Genomic DNA, 17,179 nt, shown 5'->3' on the forward strand with positions numbered 1-17,179 from the left:
AACCGCAAGATACCTGGTTTCCGAAGGTAACGACGGCCGCTATGTAGAGGCTCTCGAAATCATCCCCAACCACGAAATGGACTGAACGATGTACGCAGTAACCGGAGCAACAGGACAACTCGGCCGCCTTGTGATCGAGGCGCTGCTGAAGACCATTCCCGCCAACAGGATCGTTGCGGCAGTTCGCAATCCCGCCAAGGCCGGCGATCTTGCCGAGCGCGGCGTGATCGTGCGCGAGGCTGACTATCGCCGCCCCGAGACGCTTGGCCCGGCGCTGGCCGACGTGGAGAAACTGCTGCTGATTTCCTCGACCGAAGTCAGCGGCCGCCTGCCGCGGCACAGGGCCGTGATCGACGCGGCCAAGCAAGCCGGGGTTTCGCTGATCGCCTATACGAGCATGCTGCATGCCGGCACCTCGCCCGCGACGCTCGCAGTCGAGCATCGCCAGACGGAGGAGGTCATCGCGGCTTCGGGCCTACCCGCCGTGATCCTGCGCAATGGCTGGTACGCCGAGAACCATCTCATGGCGCTACCGGCAGCGCTTGAGCACGGCGCCTTCGTCGGCGCTGCGAAAGACGGACGCTTTTCGTCCGCGGCGCGGCAGGACTATGCCGAGGCCGCAGCTGTGGTGCTGGCGACTGATGGGCATGCCGGGAAGACCTATGAGCTTGCAGCCGACCAGGCCTTTACCCTTGCCGAGCTTGCCGCGGAGGTCTCGCGGCAGTCGGGCAAGACGATCGTCTACAACGATCTTTCCGAGGCCGCCTATCGCGATGTGCTGACGGGCGCCGGCCTGCCGGCCGATCTCGCTGCCCTTCTGGCCGATGCCGACGCCGCAGCCTCGCATGGAGCGTTGTTCGACGACGGAGGCGCCCTTGGTCGGCTGATCGGTCGTCCAACCACATCGATGCAGAGCCTCGTCGCGACCGCCTTGCGCGGCTAACGACATCGGGACGTTGCTCGGTCACCTTGACCGGCCTCGGACCGATTGATCCGCAGGTTGTCAAGGTGATCGAGTCGGCCGCCGAGACACCACGAGCTCCAGGTTTCCGATCAAGTTGGTCCGCATTCCCGGCTCGAGAGAACCTTTGAAAGAGACGATGAAGCAGCCTTCGCGGAGAAGACAAGCCGATCCCAGGTCAGTTCCCAGCACAAATCAACGCGCCGGCCGATGGTCGGGAAGTCATGCATCACTTCGCACCCGATGACGGCGGCGGCTCGACAAGCATCGCGGCCTGCCGAAAACCTTCTCTTCCACAGCCTCTGTTGCCAATATTCCAATTCAACCTATATAAGGTCTATCGACCATTGCTTGCGACGTCGTCGAGGAGCCTCTGCGCCCTCGCCGGATTTCCTCTCAAATAATCGATCTAATCCCGCAAGGTATCGCGGGGCAAACAACGATTGCTATGAAAGGAAATCGTTATGAACACTGGTACAGTTAAGTGGTTTAACTCCACCAAGGGCTTCGGCTTCATTCAGCCTGATGATGGCAGCACGGACGTTTTCGTCCATATCTCCGCGGTAGAGCGCGCCGGCATGCGTTCGCTCAACGATGGTCAGAAGATCACTTACGACATCGTGCAGGATCGCAGATCCGGCAAGAGTTCGGCTGACAATCTTCGGGCCGCATAAGTTTGTCACGGCTTCGCGCGACCACGGATGTACTGGCGCGCTGAAACCATGACCGAGGAAGGTCGGGATACGTCCCGGCCTTTTGTTTTTCATTTCGAACGGAGAACGACATGGCAAATGGTCGTTACCGGCCAGGCGACAGCATCGTCCTGAAGTCTGGAATTTTCGGAAACGCCCAGCCGGCCGGCCGCATCGTGTCTGTGCTGCCTGTGTCACAGGGCGTTGTCCATTATCGCGTCCGCTTCCAAAGTGAGAGTTTCGAGCGGAGCGTCCGTCAGGACGATATCGATGCCGGGGCGTCACCATCGTCGCTTTCATCGGCGCAAGCCGAGATATCGCAAACATCGAAATCGAGCTGGATCAACTCGAATTCAATCCGCACCAAGAAATAAACCCAGCGCGAGCTGAGAAGGAGAAGTTTTGCAGGTTCTGGTCAGAGACAACAATGTCGATCAAGCGCTCCGCGTTCTGAAAAAGAAATTGCAGCGCGAAGGCGTATTTCGGGAAATGAAGGCACGCAGCGCCTATGAAAAGCCGTCCGAAAAGCGCGCTCGCGAAAAGGGCGAGGCGGTCCGCCGCGCGCGGAAGCTTGCCCGTAAGCAGGCACAGCGCGAAGGCTTGCTGCCGGCGCCGAAGAAGAAAGTCATTGCGCGAGCTCGCTGACGTCCAGCGTCTTTTGGAACGCACCTGCTGAAATGGAGGAAGCATGACAAAGACGAAAGACAACCTGTTCAAGCCTGAAAAGTTGTCAGCGCAAACCAAGTCCGAGCAGACAACGTCGATTGCCAAGGATATCCTGGCTGATGAGGCCTCTGCTCGGCAGAAAAAGACGGACAGGCTTCGTGCGCTTCGTTTGGCGCAGGAGCCTGCGCCTGCGCCAGCGCCGAAAGCAAAAAAGAAAGACAGGAAGGGATAGCGGATTGTCTGGCGGTTCTTCGCCAGACAATCGCTCGCTTTCCCGCGGCGGAGCACTAAGTGAGGATTGGGGGCAATGTCGCCGTCCGGCGGCACGAGGCCCGACAGTTGGGCCGGCCTCATCAGGTCTAGTCAGTCGTCGCGCTCGTACCAACCGCGCGACAACACGTAAGCAATGTCTCCAGTCCTCCAAGCATCATCACCTTTTGGACGGTGCACTTCGCTCGCACTGAGGCTGCGGTCACGAGCGCCTTGCCGGCCTGCTTCGATGTTGACGCCAGGTCCAGAGCGCTTTTGTCGTCAAAGGCAAGATGCACAGTCATGCCTTTCGACATTAAGATTTGGACCCGCTCTTACAAACGCCTCGACAGCCCGAACCGCCATGTTCGATTCCCGGGAATGGACTCATGCCTAGGCTGAAGTGCCGGATTTCGTGAAGTCTTTGCTAACCTGCGGCATTGCCTCAACTATCGCCGTGCAAAATTCTTCTCTCCATCTCTTCAATATTTTCATCATTGCATCGTGCACGGGAACAAAGCAGCGTATTATTCCCTGGTGCAGCAGACCAATAGATTTTTGTATTTCTTCGAACCGTTACTTATTGCCGGAGATGCAGGGCAAAGGGGCTGACACCATAATGGTGACGCGTGCGCAGCAAATTGGCGTCATTATCGGCCTGGCCTTCGTCACGGCATTGACGACCCTGCGGGCAAGCGATCCTCCGTTGCTAAGGCTCGCCCGCGATTTGACATTCGACCAGTATCAGCGCCTGGTGCCCCGGACGTTCGAGAACCAGCCTGTCCGGGTCGTCGACATAGACGAGGCGTCGCTGCGGGAGTTCGGTCAATGGCCTTGGCCAAGAAGCCGGATTGCCGCGCTCGTCGACAGGCTTTCCGATCTGGGCGCGGCCGTCATCGCTTTCGATATCCTCTTCGCCGAGCCGGACCGCCTGTCGCCACGCAACGTCGTTCGCGATGTCATTGGCATCGATCCGTCACTGCTTGGCAAACTGCCTGACAATGATGAGATTTTTTCCCAATCGCTGTCGGGAAGGCCGGTGGTTCTGGGCTTCGGCCTCTCCAACGAGGGAAACTATCTGCCGCCGGTCAAGGCAGGGTTTGCCTATACCGGCGAAACTCCCTTCGGTGCGCCGCCGGCGATCAAGGCCGCGACGCCGTTGCAGCCGCAATTGCAAGCCAATGCTGCGGGGCTCGGCCATATCAGCCTCAATCCGGGCGCCTCATCGGCGGTGGTGCGTGCGGTTCCGCTTTTTCTCAGCGACGGCAAGCAGCTTTATCCCAATCTCGCGCTTGAGGCGCTTCGCGTCGCACAGGGAGCCTCCACCTATGTGCTTGACGCTGCGCCGCACACACCCAATACGCTCACCCGGGTCAAGATCGGCAATTTCGTCGTGCCGGTAACGGCCGCGGGCGAGCTGTGGCTCTATGTCAGCCGCGATACCGCGGCGCGCTATATTTCGGCAAGCAAAGTACTCGCGACCGAAGACGTTTCCCCCGATATGAGAGCCGCCATCGAAGGCAGTATCGTTTTCGTCGGAACCTCCGCTTCCGGGCTCCAGGATGTTCGCACGACGGCCCTTGACGAGAATGTGCCGGGTGTCTCCATCCACGCGCAGATCGTCGAGCAGATCCTGTCAGGCCGCTTCCTTTCCCGACCGGATTGGGCAGACGGACTGGAAATTCTGTCCATCGCCGTCCTGGGCAGCCTTTTGGTGATCGTCACCACCTTCGTCAATCCGGCCGCGGCCCTCGCCTGCGGCCTGCTGATTACCTTTTTTGCCCTTGTGGCCTCCTGGGCTGCCTTTCTTTATGGGGGGCTTCTCTTCGACCCACTGGCACCGATCGTCTCGGGATCGATCACGCACTTCGCTGCAACGGCATTCCGCTTTCTCGTGACGGATCGGGAGCGGCGCGACGTGCGGCGGGCTTTCGGCCATTACCTCTCGCCATCGCTGCTCCATCGCATCGAGCATACACGCAATGCATTACGCCTCGGGGGAGATGAACGCGAGCTGACGGTCATGTTCGTCGACGTGCGAAACTTTACCCAGATTAGCGAGGAGATGAGCCCGAGCGCTGTCGTCGCGTTTTTGAACACGCTGCTCGATGCGCTCAGCCACCATGTCATCGCCAATGAAGGCACGCTCGACAAGTTCATCGGAGACTCGATCATGGCATTCTGGAATGCCCCCGTCGATGTCTCCGATCATGCCGGCAAGGCCGTGCGGGCGGCTCTCGGCATGCGCGAAACACTCGCCCGCCTCAATGGCGACGATGCCTTCGGTTTCGGAGACGCGCGACGGGTCGGGATAGGCATCGGCATCCATACGGGGCTTGCCTGCGTCGGCAATATGGGGGCCGAGACGCGTTTCAATTACACGGCAGTTGGCGATGCCGTTAACATTGCCGCGCGTATCGAATCCGCCTGCAAGGACATCAATTTCGACATTCTGGTATCCGAGCCGACGGCGGGCTTGCTGCCCGACTGCGCCCTGCTCGAAGCGGGAGCGCTGACGCTGAAGGGTAAGAGTATGCGAACCAAGCTCTTTGCGGTGGTCGGCGACGAACGCGTGGCGAGATCCGCTGGATTCGTCGAATTGCAGGCTACTCACAGGCAGCTTGTTAATGCCCTGCGAACTCGGTCAGCGAGCAGCCGCAAACTCATCAGCGCCGCCAAACTGAAGGCGCAAGCCGCGGCAACAGGACTGTTGCAGGACTTTTACAGCCACATTTCGCGACGAGGCGGACACTTCGCCGACGAGGCTGCGGAGAACAAGGCAGCCGACATCTAGAACAGTTCCAGCAAAAGTGCCGAGCGATTTTACGTCCGGAACTGCTTAAAAACAAGAAGATAGAGCGTTTTCGCGATTCGAAGAAAAGCGGAAATGCTCTATCTGATTTGGAAGCCATCCTGCGCAACTCACGGCGCTATCGCTGGTGATGCCCGCCACCGTGATCGCCACGGTTGCCGCCATCGCCCTGGCTATCCTGGTCGTCTCCTTGATGATCACCCGATGCGTGATCGCCTCTGCCATGATGGTCGTGATGTTCATGGTGATCGTGATGCTCGCCTTCGTCGCCATCACGCTCGTCCGGTTTGCCTGACTTGTCGGGCGCACTTGGCGGGCTTGAGACATCCGGCGTGCTGGGAGTTTCGTGTGGTGCGGCAGGCGCCTCGGCGTGTGGCGATTCCTGGGGGCTGGGTGCGCTCGGCGTATCGTGCGGTGCCGGTGCAGGACTATTCGCCGGAGCGCTGCGCGGAGAGATCCCGTTAGGCTGGTCCCTCATCGCCGTCGACAGACCGCAACCACCGCTCCCGACAAAACCCATTCGCCCTGAAAGTTGCTGGCTCCCGGACAGAAACGGCAGAGCCCGCTGATTGCCCAGCGTTTTGAGAACGTCGCGATTGACCCGGCGAGGTTCGCTGATCTGACCGTTGCGCTTCGCAACGACACAATCACATTGCTGTTTCAGTTGCCTGCAGCCGCCAGCGCCGCAGAATTGCGCAGCGCCGTTCAGCAGCACGACCGCTGTCGTGCCGTTCGCCCCGACATAAAAATCAAACGCGGTTCCGCGCACGCCGATCGTTCCGGCGGGCGTCACGATCTGATAGGCTGAGTGGTTCGAATTTCCGCTCATCCAGCGAAAGCTGCCCTTTGCTGCATTTATGGTCAGCTTTTTCACTGCGCCCGAGTCATCGAACACGAACTTGTCGATGGTAACGGACGATCCGGCTCCGACAGCCAGTCTCGTGCCGTCCCGAAATGTGAACTGTCCGAGGCCCGAAATCGAGGTGCGAATTTGCTCGTCCCGATGAACGGGATCGTCGACCGCGAGCGGACCACCAGCACCCGTAACTTCGGTTTTAATCAGCACCGCCTGGCCGACCTTCTCGGCGGCTTTCGAAGACAATGGTGCGAGCAGCATGCAGCCCAACACAACGGTCACGGCGTGACGCAAATAAAACACCGCACCCTCCCAATATTATTTATATATTATCATAATATTTTTATAAATACAAATTGTAATTCATGATTACAAATGTGTATATTTTTATACTTTCGAATTAAAATTCGCCAAGACGCGCGTATATTCCGCTGAATATGTTTTTAAACATATTATGGAAGAAAATTTATACAGTAATTACAATAATATGCCCAACGGCAGCGCTTGTGGATAGCTCGAAAAAGAGGTGCCTATTCAAGGCTACTGAGCTCGAAGAATTTGAGGCAGGCTCCTTGAACAACGCGTATGAATATCGGCTGGCAGAGGCCCTCGAAAGAGTTGGCTTTGGTCGCGCGCAATGTAGACTGGCGAACTGTTCCGGATGTTGTCATACAAGTATAGGCCGATACGGGGTTCATATCATGGCGATCAGCGATGCTCGGTGGGAGCAAACATACCCAACACTTTCAGCTCTTCAAATCGGTGCGGCGCGACGCTTCGCGAGCGGTGAGCCGCACCGCTTCGGCCCAGGTGATGTGCTCTACGAGATCGGCACTCGCAACGTCCCTGCCTGGCTAGTTCTGGAAGGCTCGGCCGATGCAATTCAGCGTGGCGCGACTGGGAGATCATCCGTGATCGGCACCTACGGTCCCGGCCAGTTCACCGGCGAGACCAATCAATTGTCTGGTCACGCAACCCTCGCATCGGTCGTCGCAGGCGATAAGGGCGTATTGGCTATACCTTTCGATGCGCCGCATCTGCGTGCACTGGTGATCGGGTCGGCGGATGTGGGTGAAGCGATCATGCGCGCCTTTATACTCCGTCGCGTTGCGCTGATCGAAGAAGGGCGGATCGGAGGTGCGGGGTCGATTCTGGTCGGACGCCGGGATGCTCCCGACATCGTGAGGTTATCTGGATTCCTCACCCGGAATGGCTATCCCCACGCCCTTATCGCCGCGTGCGAGGTCGAGGGGCGCGAGCTGGTCGAACGGCTCGGCATCGCACCGGAAGATCTGCCATTGATGATCTGCCCACACGGGACGCTGCTCAGAAATCCGAGCGACGCGGATGCGGCGTCTTGTCTCGGCATTATGCCGGATCTCGATCCGAAGAATGTCTATGACGTGGCAGTTGTCGGTGCAGGACCGGCTGGGCTGGCCACTGCCGTCTATGGGGCTTCCGAGGGGCTTTCTGTTCTCGTTGTCGATTCCCGGGCCTTCGGCGGCCAGGCGGGTGCATCCGCCCGGATCGAAAATTATCTTGGCTTTCCGACCGGTATCTCGGGGCAGGCTCTTGCAGGTCGGGCCTTTAATCAGGCGGCGAAATTCGGCGCCGAGCTTGCGATCCCGCTGACCGTCGGAAAGCTTTGCTGCCATGGAACCGATTCGGCGGCTCCATTCTCCCTTGAACTTAGCAACGGATATACTGCACGGGCGCGTTCCATCGTGATCGCGTCAGGAGCGCGCTACCGTCGGCCCGATATTGCCAATGTCGAAGAACTGGAGGGCGCCGGCGTCTCCTACTGGGCATCCCCGATCGAGGCTCGCCTTTGCGCCGGAGAGGAAATCACTCTGGTGGGCGGCGGAAACTCAGCCGGCCAGGCCGTTGCTTACCTCGCACCGCAGGTAAGCCGCCTGCACCTCGTGGTCCGGCGGCCGCTCGAGCAAACCATGTCCCAATATCTGATCGACCGGATAGCGGCATTGCCCAATGTCGAACTCCATGTGGGTATCGAGATTGTGGACTTGCATGGTGATCGAGAGACAGGTCTGACCGGTGCCACCTTCCGGAATGTTCGAACCGGAGAGACCGAGGAATGTGCTTCGCGCCACCTCTTTCTGTTCATCGGCGCAGATCCCTACACCGGATGGTTGGACGGCTGTGTTGCGACTGATGGAAAGGGCTTCGTTCTCACAGGAGACCGCATCAGTGATGGCGAGCGACTGCCGCTGGAGACGAGTTGCCCTGGCATTTTTGCCGTCGGAGACGTACGCGCCGGGTCCACCAAGCGGGTCGCCGCCGCCGTCGGTGAGGGTGCGGCCGTCATCGCTCAGATCCATTCTTTTCTTGCGCGAAATGTCGGAGGTCAAAATAGCCGCTAGCCGACCACGGGTCATCATCGGTTGGCTATTGTCGGCATCCCTACCTTTTTCACGCTTGGCTGCATGCCTAGAGCATTTCCGCTTTTCTTCGAATCGCGAAAACGTTCTATCTCCTTGTTTTTACGCAGTTCCGGACGCAAAATCGTTCGCACTTTTGCTGGAACTGCTCTCGGATCATTTTCTGGGGAGAACACGGAATGGACTCTACTGCCATCTGCCTTTAGACCCGCATGAGGATGCGGCCTGACGCGCAACGGATGACACATAAGCAGCTTTCCTATGAGACTTGATGCAATTGACCTTCGGATACTGGATGCGATTCAACGGGATGGTCGCATCACCAAGCTCGCGCTTGCCGAGAAAGTTGGTCTGTCGCCGACGCCATGCTGGCTACGCCTTCGCAAGCTTGAAAAGGCCGGGATCATTACGGGCTACCACGCCCGTCTGGCGCTGCGTCGTCTCGCGCCGGTCGCAAGCGTCATGGTGGAGCTGACACTGGCAAATCATCGGCAGAGCGACTTCGAGCGCTTCGAGCGGGCGGTGGCGGCCACTCCCGAAATCGTAGCCTGCTGGGCTGTCGGCGGCGGCGTCGATTATATCTTGAAGATCATGGCGGCCAATATCGATGCCTATCAGCGCCTGATCGACAATCTCCTCAATCGCGATCTCGGCATCGAACGCTATTTCACCTACATCGTGACCAAGACCGTGAAGGAGGAGACGGTGCTTCCCGTCATCGACCTGCTCTCTCCTGGCACACCAGGCGGTGAATAGAGAGTCTCTCTAGCGAGGCTAGTCACTTTAGATCCTTTCTCTCTTCCAACCGCCGGCAATGGACAATCTCTCGCGGCGTTCCGTGACAGCATCGGGTATCTGGAAAGAGAGGCCCGACCATGACCGCGCTCCACGCCCGTGCCACCTATCATGAAGCCCTTTCACGGCTGAACGACCGTCATCTGCTGCGAGACCTCTCCTATGTCGCAGGCCGTTGGGCCGCCGGCAAAGCCAATCAGAGTTTCGCGGTCACCGACCCCGCATCCTCTGCAACGCTTGCCTGGGTTGCCAGCCTCGACCAGCGAGAAGCCTTCGAGGCTATCGACGCTGCATCTGGCGCCTTTACCGCCTGGCGTTCACTGCTGCCGCAGCAGCGGTCATCGATCCTGCGCAGATGGCATGATTTGATGATCGAGGCGCGCGAGGATCTAGCGCTGATCATGACGCTGGAACAAGGTAAGCCCTTGGCCGAATCCCGTGGCGAGATCGATTATGCCGCAGGCTTCATCGAGTGGTATGCCGAGGAATCAAAGCGCATCAATGCGGAGAGTGTGACCAGCCACCTGGCCGATGCTGAAATGATCGTGCGCAGGGAAGCGCTTGGCGTCACCGCCATCGTCACGCCCTGGAACTTTCCTTCCGCCATGATCACGCGCAAGGCCGCTGCCGCACTTGCCGCCGGCTGCACCGTCGTCGCCCACCCGTCGTCCGAAACCCCGCTATCGGCACTGGCGCTCGCCGAACTCGGCGAACGCGCCGGGCTCCCCGCCGGGGTCTTCAACGTGGTGACCGGCGATGCCGCAACCATCGTCGGCGCCTTCTGCGACGATCCGCGGATCAGAGCATTGAGCTTCACCGGCTCGACGGAGATCGGCAAGCTGATCGCCGGCCAGTGTGCGGGGACAATGAAGCGTCTTGTGATGGAACTTGGCGGTCATGCGCCGCTTATCGTCTTCGACGATGCCGACCTCAATCGCGCCGTCGATATCGCCATCAATGCTAAATTCGCGACCTCCGGCCAGGATTGCCTCGCTGCCAACCGCATCTTCGTGCAGCGCCCGATCATGGACGCTTTCGTTGCGGCGTTCGCCAAGCGCATCGCCGCCTTGAAGGTTGGAAACGGACTGGACGGTGCCGTCGATATCGGACCTCTCATGCACGAACGCGCTATTGCCAAAGTCGAGGAGCATGTTGCCGACGCATTGAAACACGGCGCAAAGCTTGTCACCGGCGGCAAGCGCCATACGGCCGGCTCTCTCTTCTTCCAGCCGACCCTGCTCGTCGAGCCCTCGCCGGACGCATTGATCATGCACGAGGAAACCTTCGGACCGGTCGCAGCCGTCAGCGTCTTCGACAGCGAGGACGAGGTTGTCGCCAGGGCCAACGATACTGAGTATGGCCTGGTCGCCTACGTTGTCACGGCCAACGGTGCGCGCCAGATGCGGCTCGGCCGGGCGCTGGAATACGGCATGGTCGCCATCAATCGCGTGAAGATCACCGGCGGCCCGATCCCGTTTGGCGGCTGGAAGCAATCGGGCCTTGGACGCGAAGGCTCCCGTCACGGCATCGAAGCCTTCACCGAGCTCAAATATCTCTGCGTCGACACGACAGCCTGACGCGCCCGATACAAAAGAAGGAAGCATAATATGTTGGACAAGAGCAACGAACTGAACGCCTGGGACCGGGATCACTTTTTCCATCCTTCGACGCATATGGGCATGCACGCCCGCGGCGAGACGCCGACCCGCGTGATCTCGAGCGCCGAGGGCGTCTACATTACCGATACCGCCGGCAAGAAGAGCCTCGATGCCTTTGCCGGCCTTTACTGCGTCAATGTCGGCTATGGCAGGCAGAAGGTCGCCGATGCGATCGCCGAGCAGGCAAAGAACCTCGCCTATTATCACGCCTATGTCGGCCACGGCACGGAAGCCTCGATCACGCTTTCGAAGATGATCATCGATCGCGCGCCGGAAGGCATGAGCCGCGTCTATTTCGGCCTTTCCGGCTCTGACGCCAACGAGACCAACATCAAGCTCATCTGGTACTACAACAATATTCTCGGTCGCCCGGAAAAGAAGAAGATCATTTCGCGCTGGCGCGGCTATCATGGCTCCGGCGTCATGACGGGCAGCCTGACCGGCCTCGAACTGTTCCATAAGGCCTTCGACCTGCCGCGCGCGCCCATCCTCCATACCGAAGCGCCCTATTTCTTCCGCCGCGCCGACCGTTCGATGAACGAGGAACAGTTCGCGCAGCATTGCGCCGACAGATTGGAGGAGATGATTCTGGCGGAAGGTCCGGAAACAGTTGCAGCCTTTATCGGCGAACCCATCCTCGGCACCGGCGGCATCGTTCCGCCGCCGAAGACCTACTGGCAGAAGATCCAGGCCGTTCTCGACAAATACGACGTCCTGCTCGTCGCCGACGAGGTCGTCACCGGCTTCGGCCGTCTCGGCACGATGTTCGGTTCCGATCATTACGGCATGAAGCCGGACCTGATCACCATCGCCAAGGGCCTGACATCTGCCTATGCGCCGCTTTCAGGCAGCATCGTTTCCGACAAGATGTGGCAGGTGCTCGTCCAGGGTTCCGATCAGATGGGCGCGATCGGCCACGGCTGGACCTATGCGGCCCACCCGATCTGCGCGGCCGCCGGCATCGCCAATCTCGAGCTGGTCGATGAACTCGGCATCGTCGAAAATGCGGGTTCCACCGGCGCCTATTTCCGCTCCGAACTTGCGAAAGCCGTCGGCGGCCACAAGCATGTCGGCGAGGTTCGTGGCGATGGGCTGATGGCTGCCATCGAATTCGTCGAGGACAAGGATGACCGCAAATTCTTCGATCCCGCGCAGAAGATCGGTCCACAGGTGGCGGCTGCTCTGCTGGAGCGCGGCGTCATCGGCCGTGCCATGCCGCAGGGAGATATCCTCGGCTTTGCACCGCCGCTGTGCCTGACCCGCGAGGAAGCCGATATCGTCGTCAAGGCAGCGGCCGGCTCGATCGAAAGCGTGCTTTCGAACCGCTGATCTGGCACCTGACGGGAAAAATTCCACTCCACTTTGCGAGATAATCACCCGGCCCGTTGTGAACAATGGGCCGGTCGGCCCCATTCGCTCATCGCCATCCAGCATAAGATAGTGTACATGGATCTCGACAATTGTACCGGATCAATCCATGTATCGTCATGATTCCAAAGACCAGGACAATGGCGCCTGGAAGCCCGTCCTTCAGCATCGCAAGGGTGCGACCAAGCACAAGCTGCTCACCGACAAGATTATATCCGACATCGATGAGGGCATCCTGCCGGTGCACGCGCAGATGCCGACGCATCGCGATCTCGCCCATGCACTCGGCATTTCGGTTCAGACCGTGAGCCTGAGCTACAAGGAAGCGGAGCGTCGCGGCTATCTGCGCGGGGAAGTCGGACGCGGTACCTTCGTGCGCAGCCGCGTCACCGAACGCGCAGACAGCTTCATGCTTGATCGCGATCCGAGCGGCAGCGCCGATCTTTCCATCATCCGTGCTGTTTATACCGAGGCGCATGAGCGATCGGCCCGTGAACTGATGCAGGCGCTTGCCGAAAGTGACAATAGCAGCTTCATGCGGCCCTGCCGTCCGATCGCCGGCCTCGACGCCCATCGCGCGGCGGCGCAGGTCTGGCTCGCCGGCTTATCGGTCACGACCGATCCGGATCGCATCCTCATCACAAATGGCGCCGCTCACGGCCTCTTTCTTGCCGTCGCCTCGGTCGTTCGGCCTGGCGAAGTGGTGCTGACGGAAAGTCTGACCGATCACGGCATCATCGGCCTTGCCAACGTTCTGGGCTTCACGCTGCGTGGCCTTCCGACCGATGGCGAGGGTATCCTGCCTGAGGCATTCGAGGCGGCCTGCGCCATCGGCGACGTGACGGCGCTTGTGATCGTTTCCTCGCTCGGCAATCCCACCAGTCACGTGATGGGGGCCGAGCGTCGGAGCGCAATCGCCGATATCGCCCGCCGGCATGGTATCTTCGTCATCGAGGATGAGGTCTACAAGCCGATGCTGCGGGATCCCCTTCCCTCGATGGCGGATCTCATACCCGAGCTCGGCTTCTTCGTGACCAGCTTCACCAAATCCGTGATGACGGGATTGCGCATCGGCTATCTTGTTGTACCGGCGCACTATTCGATCCGTGCCGCCTCTATCCTGCGTGTGACCGGATGGAGTGCGACCAACGTCGTTGCCGAAATGGCATCGCGCTGGGTGTTGGATGGGACGGCGCAAGCCCTGCTTGCCGTCCAGAGGGGCGAAGCCGAGGCGCGGCAGGCAATCGTTTCCGATGTGCTGGCGCCGTTCGTCGCCGGCAGCCATCCGCTGTCGCTTTGCGCCTGGCTGTCCGTTCCGGAACGTTGGACCGAGGAAGGCCTTGTGCGGGCACTTGCCCGCAAGGGTGTCGCGGTCACGCCATCCGACCCCTTCGTCGCCGGTGGAGAGCGGCCGGTCGGCGGCATCCGCATCTGTCTCGGTGGCCGCCTCTCCCATTCCGCCCTTCGCTCGGCGCTCGAAACGGTTCGCGGCACCTTCGAACAACTGCCGCCCGTTTTCGATGTGGGATCGATCGTTTAATCGCAACGGAAGGCGTCGATTTCAATCGCTGCACCCGATCAAAGAATGGAGCGCAGAAACTCCTTGGTGCGGTCTTCCTTTGGCGCGCTGAAGATCTCTTCCGGCTTGCCTTGCTCGCAGATACGGCCCTTATCGAAGAAGCAGACCCGGTCGGAGACTTCGCGGGCAAAGCGCATTTCGTGCGTAACCAGCAGCATGGTCAGATCGTGTTCATGGGCGAGATCGCGGATGACGCCCAGCACCTCGCCGACGAGCTGCGGATCGAGTGCGGATGTCGGCTCGTCAAACAGCAGCACGCGCGGACGCATGGCAAGCGCGCGGGCGATCGCGACGCGCTGCTGCTGACCGCCGGAAAGCTGACTCGGATAATGATCCTTCTTCTCAGAGAGGCCGACCATGCGCAAGAGCTCGATGGCGCGGCACTCGGCCTCCGCCCGCCCAAGCCCGAGCACGCGTGTCGGCGCTTCGACGACGTTGCGCAGCACGGTCATGTGCGGAAACAGATTGAAGCTCTGGAAGACCATGCCAACGTGGGTACGGATCTGGCGCAGATGCGCCTCGCTGGCGAGGAAGCGCCCCCGGCCGTTGTCCTGATGATAGGACATGCCGGCCAGATGCAGAGTTCCCTCCTGGAAGGGCTCTAGCGTCATCAGGATACGCAGGACCGTTGATTTTCCGGAGCCGGAAGGGCCGATCAGCGTCACCTTCTCGCCGGGCGTAACGTCGAAGCAGAAATTGTCGAGGACGGTCAGGTGGCCGTAGCGCTTGGTCACATCTTGAAAGCGGATCAATGGTTGCATCATTTGAGAGCGATTCCGTTTTTCGGCAACGCCTTTTCGAGCCAGTGAATGGCCGCCGAGCAGACGAGCGTGAGGATGAGAAAGATCAGGCCGACAAGGGAAAGCGGCACCAGATACTCGAATGTCCGATCCCCGATGAGATTGGCGAGATTGAGCATGTCCACCACCGTGACGACCGAAAGCACCGGCGTTTCCTTCAGCATGGAGACGAGATAATTGCCCATGGCCGGAACGATACGAGGAATGGCCTGCGGGATGATGATATCCCAATAGGCGCGGCCACGGCTGAGATTGAGCGCGGTCGCGGCTTCCCATTGCCCGAGCGGCACGGCATCCAAGCCGCCGCGATAGACCTCCGACGTATAGGCCGAATACTGCAGCCCCAGCGCCAGCGCGCCGGTCAGGAAGGCAGGCAGGACGATGCCGTAGATCGGCAGCACGTAATAGAGGAAGAAGAGCTGGACGAGCAGCGGCGTATCGCGCAGGAACTCAATGACGAAGGCCGTCGGCCAGGAGATCGCGACAAAGCGGCTGCGCCTGAGCAAGGCGAAGACCAGGCCGAGAACGAGCGCGATCGCAAAGCCGGCGGCTGCCGCCTCCAGCGTGACGATCAGGCCGATGCCGAGGATCGGCAGGATCGACAGTGCGAAGGACAGCGTCGTCGTCGTATCCCAGGTGAAGCCATACATCATGCCGGCGCCCTCCCCGGGAAAGCGGCACCACGGCGAAGGATCATCTCCAGCCAGCGCATGAAGGCAACCAGAACAAGCGCCATGATAAAATATCCAATCAGCGTCAGCGAGTAGATCGTCACGCTGTCGAGTGTGATGTTGCGCAATTGCTGCGCCTGGAAGGTCAGATCGCTGATCGAGATCAGCGAGACCAGTGCCGTATCCTTCAGGTTCTGGACGGCAAGATTGCCGAAAGTCGGCATCATTTCGACAACGGCCTGCGGCAGGACGATATGAAAGAGCGCCTGGCCCTGCTTGAAATTCAGGGCACGAGCCGCCTCATGTTGCGTGTCGGGAACCGCCTGCAGCGCGCCGCGCACCACCTCTGCGCCATAGGCGCCGATATTAAGTGCCAGACCGGCAATGCCCGTGGTGATGGGATCGAAGGAGATCCCGATCAGCGGCAGCGCGTAATAGAGCCAGAAGAGCTGCACCAGAAGCGACGTGCCGCGAAAGATCTCGATATAGACGATCGCGATTCCGGAGAGCAATCGCCCTCCGGCAAAGCGTGCAAGGCCGGCCGCAAAGGCGAAGATCGCCCCAAGAAACATGGAGGCGATGGCGATGAGCGCCGTCACCTCGGCGCCTTTCAGCAATGCGGGCAGATAATGTGTCCAACTCATTCTTGGGTCACCTCCGTTTCAGGATGGGAGGGGCCGAGCGACCTGGCGATTGTCCGCAGACCGCCGCCAGATCGTTCCCGATTATCACTAGGCTCACTTGCCCGCGCACAGGTCTTCGGTGCTCTTCGTGCGTGCGGCCTCGACGCTTTCGGCGCTCAGACCATAGGACATCAGGATCTTCTTGTAGTCGTCGGTCTTCTTGAAGGCTTCGAGAGCGGTATTGAAGGCCTTGTAGAGATCCTTGTCCTCGGGCCGGAAATCGAAGCCGCCATAGCTTCTCACGGACTTTCCGTTGATCACCGGATCGGTGAAGGGCTCGGCGTGCTCGACATTCGCGCTGCCCTGAACGAGCTTGGCGACTGTCAGCTCGGTTGCCGCATAAGCGTCGGCGCGGCCGGTCTGGATCGTGGACAGCGCATCCGCATTCGCCTGGATCATGACGATCTGGGATTCCGGAATGCCGAGACCATGAAAGAAGTCCAGTTGATCGGCACCGGACACGATCGCAACTTTCAGCGACGGATCCTTCTTGATGTCTTCATAGGAATGCAGCTTCTTCGGATTGCCCTTCGGCACCAATAGTCCCTCGCCATAGCTGGAGTTCGGCGTGGTGAACTGAACCTGCTTGCAGCGTTCGGGCAGGATGTTCTGCTCGGCGGCAACGAAGTCGAAGCGCTTGGCCTTCAGGCCGGGGATCAGCGAGCCGAAAGGCGTCACGGTCCAGTCGACTTCCTTGACACCCATCGACTTCAGAACGGCGGCGGCAACATCTGGGCCAATGCCCTTGGCGGCACCGCTCTCGTCCATATAGCTATAGGGAACCTCATTGGCGCTGGCGCCGCGGATGTAGCCATCCTTCTTGATCTGCTCGAGGCTGGCGGCATGGGCTGAAACGGCGAGACCAATGGTCAGGCCCATGGCGGCGAGGCTGCGGTAAAAATTCGATCTCATGGTTCACTCCTCTGTGGTTGAAATTCGTCATCGGCTGTCCGGTTTTCCGGATCTTTGCCCATAACGGGGTGGTGACCC

The 17,179-nt window shown here is 59.8% G+C and carries 16 protein-coding genes; 11 read left to right on the forward strand and 5 right to left on the reverse strand.

All coding sequences use genetic code 11. The features are described from left to right. Positions 1 to 88: 88 nt before the first annotated feature. The 6 genes from AC13RE_RS23080 (at position 89) to AC13RE_RS23105 (ending at position 5,362) form a co-directional block, all read left to right on the forward strand. A complete protein-coding gene (locus tag AC13RE_RS23080; protein WP_488564656.1) occupies positions 89 to 943 on the forward strand; it encodes an SDR family oxidoreductase in 855 nt (284 codons plus the stop codon). A 482-nt stretch (positions 944 to 1,425) separates the two neighbouring features. Continuing rightward, a complete protein-coding gene (locus AC13RE_RS23085) occupies positions 1,426 to 1,635 on the forward strand; it encodes a cold-shock protein (protein WP_075852595.1) in 210 nt (69 codons plus the stop codon). A 110-nt stretch (positions 1,636 to 1,745) separates the two neighbouring features. After that, on the forward strand, positions 1,746 to 2,027 hold the full coding sequence (locus tag AC13RE_RS23090) for a cold-shock protein (protein ID WP_488564657.1): 282 nt from the start codon (positions 1,746 to 1,748) through the stop codon (positions 2,025 to 2,027). Positions 2,028 to 2,055: 28 nt separating this feature from the next. Then, positions 2,056 to 2,298 carry a 30S ribosomal protein S21 gene (gene rpsU / locus AC13RE_RS23095; RefSeq protein WP_488484067.1) on the forward strand — a complete coding sequence of 81 codons (243 nt, stop codon included), beginning with the start codon at positions 2,056 to 2,058 and terminating at the stop codon, positions 2,296 to 2,298. Between the two features lie 43 nt (positions 2,299 to 2,341). Then, positions 2,342 to 2,551 (forward strand): hypothetical protein, encoded by a 210-nt coding sequence (locus AC13RE_RS23100; RefSeq protein WP_488484068.1) that lies wholly within the window; start codon positions 2,342 to 2,344, stop codon positions 2,549 to 2,551. Positions 2,552 to 3,187: 636 nt separating this feature from the next. Further along, the gene (locus AC13RE_RS23105) at positions 3,188 to 5,362 is read left to right on the forward strand and encodes a CHASE2 domain-containing protein (protein WP_488564658.1); all 2,175 of its coding nucleotides are present in this window, start codon (positions 3,188 to 3,190) and stop codon (positions 5,360 to 5,362) included. A gap of 136 nt (positions 5,363 to 5,498) precedes the next feature. Here the strand turns inward: AC13RE_RS23105 and AC13RE_RS23110 are convergent, their stop codons facing one another. Beyond that, positions 5,499 to 6,539: a FecR family protein gene (locus AC13RE_RS23110; RefSeq protein ID WP_488564659.1), complete on the reverse strand. Its 1,041-nt coding sequence runs from the start codon at positions 6,537 to 6,539 to the stop codon at positions 5,499 to 5,501. 398 nt (positions 6,540 to 6,937) lie between these two features. Between AC13RE_RS23110 and AC13RE_RS23115 the strand changes: the two genes are divergently transcribed. From AC13RE_RS23115 to ehuR, 5 genes are all read left to right on the forward strand, one after another. After that, complete coding sequence (locus tag AC13RE_RS23115; protein ID WP_488564705.1) at positions 6,938 to 8,617, forward strand: FAD-dependent oxidoreductase; 1,680 nt, start codon at positions 6,938 to 6,940, stop codon at positions 8,615 to 8,617. Positions 8,618 to 8,896: 279 nt separating this feature from the next. Then, positions 8,897 to 9,391, forward strand: coding sequence for an Lrp/AsnC family transcriptional regulator (locus AC13RE_RS23120; RefSeq protein WP_132719044.1), 495 nt, complete (start codon positions 8,897 to 8,899; stop codon positions 9,389 to 9,391). A 119-nt stretch (positions 9,392 to 9,510) separates the two neighbouring features. Further along, positions 9,511 to 11,007, forward strand: coding sequence for an NAD-dependent succinate-semialdehyde dehydrogenase (locus AC13RE_RS23125; protein WP_488564660.1), 1,497 nt, complete (start codon positions 9,511 to 9,513; stop codon positions 11,005 to 11,007). Between the two features lie 30 nt (positions 11,008 to 11,037). Beyond that, a complete protein-coding gene (locus tag AC13RE_RS23130; protein ID WP_488564661.1) occupies positions 11,038 to 12,417 on the forward strand; it encodes an aminotransferase in 1,380 nt (459 codons plus the stop codon). 148 nt (positions 12,418 to 12,565) lie between these two features. After that, positions 12,566 to 13,996 carry a MocR-like ectoine utilization transcription factor EhuR gene (ehuR, locus tag AC13RE_RS23135; protein WP_488564662.1) on the forward strand — a complete coding sequence of 477 codons (1,431 nt, stop codon included), beginning with the start codon at positions 12,566 to 12,568 and terminating at the stop codon, positions 13,994 to 13,996. 38 nt (positions 13,997 to 14,034) lie between these two features. Here ehuR and ehuA read toward each other — a convergent pair whose 3' ends face one another. The 4 genes from ehuA to ehuB form a co-directional block, all read right to left on the reverse strand. Beyond that, positions 14,035 to 14,799, reverse strand: coding sequence for an ectoine/hydroxyectoine ABC transporter ATP-binding protein EhuA (gene ehuA / locus AC13RE_RS23140; protein ID WP_488564663.1), 765 nt, complete (start codon positions 14,797 to 14,799; stop codon positions 14,035 to 14,037). Further along, positions 14,796 to 15,488 (reverse strand): ectoine/hydroxyectoine ABC transporter permease subunit EhuD, encoded by a 693-nt coding sequence (gene ehuD, locus AC13RE_RS23145; RefSeq protein WP_488484076.1) that lies wholly within the window; start codon positions 15,486 to 15,488, stop codon positions 14,796 to 14,798. Before ehuD ends, ehuA begins: the two co-directional genes overlap by 4 nt. Then, positions 15,485 to 16,150 carry an ectoine/hydroxyectoine ABC transporter permease subunit EhuC gene (ehuC, locus tag AC13RE_RS23150; protein WP_488564664.1) on the reverse strand — a complete coding sequence of 222 codons (666 nt, stop codon included), beginning with the start codon at positions 16,148 to 16,150 and terminating at the stop codon, positions 15,485 to 15,487. Before ehuC ends, ehuD begins: the two co-directional genes overlap by 4 nt. A 93-nt stretch (positions 16,151 to 16,243) precedes the next feature. Beyond that, entirely contained in the window at positions 16,244 to 17,101 is an 858-nt protein-coding gene (ehuB, locus tag AC13RE_RS23155; RefSeq protein WP_488564665.1) for an ectoine/hydroxyectoine ABC transporter substrate-binding protein EhuB, read from the reverse strand. Positions 17,102 to 17,179: the final 78 nt, after the last annotated feature.

It is taken from the genome of Martinezella sp. CNPSo 3959 (assembly GCF_057784355.1).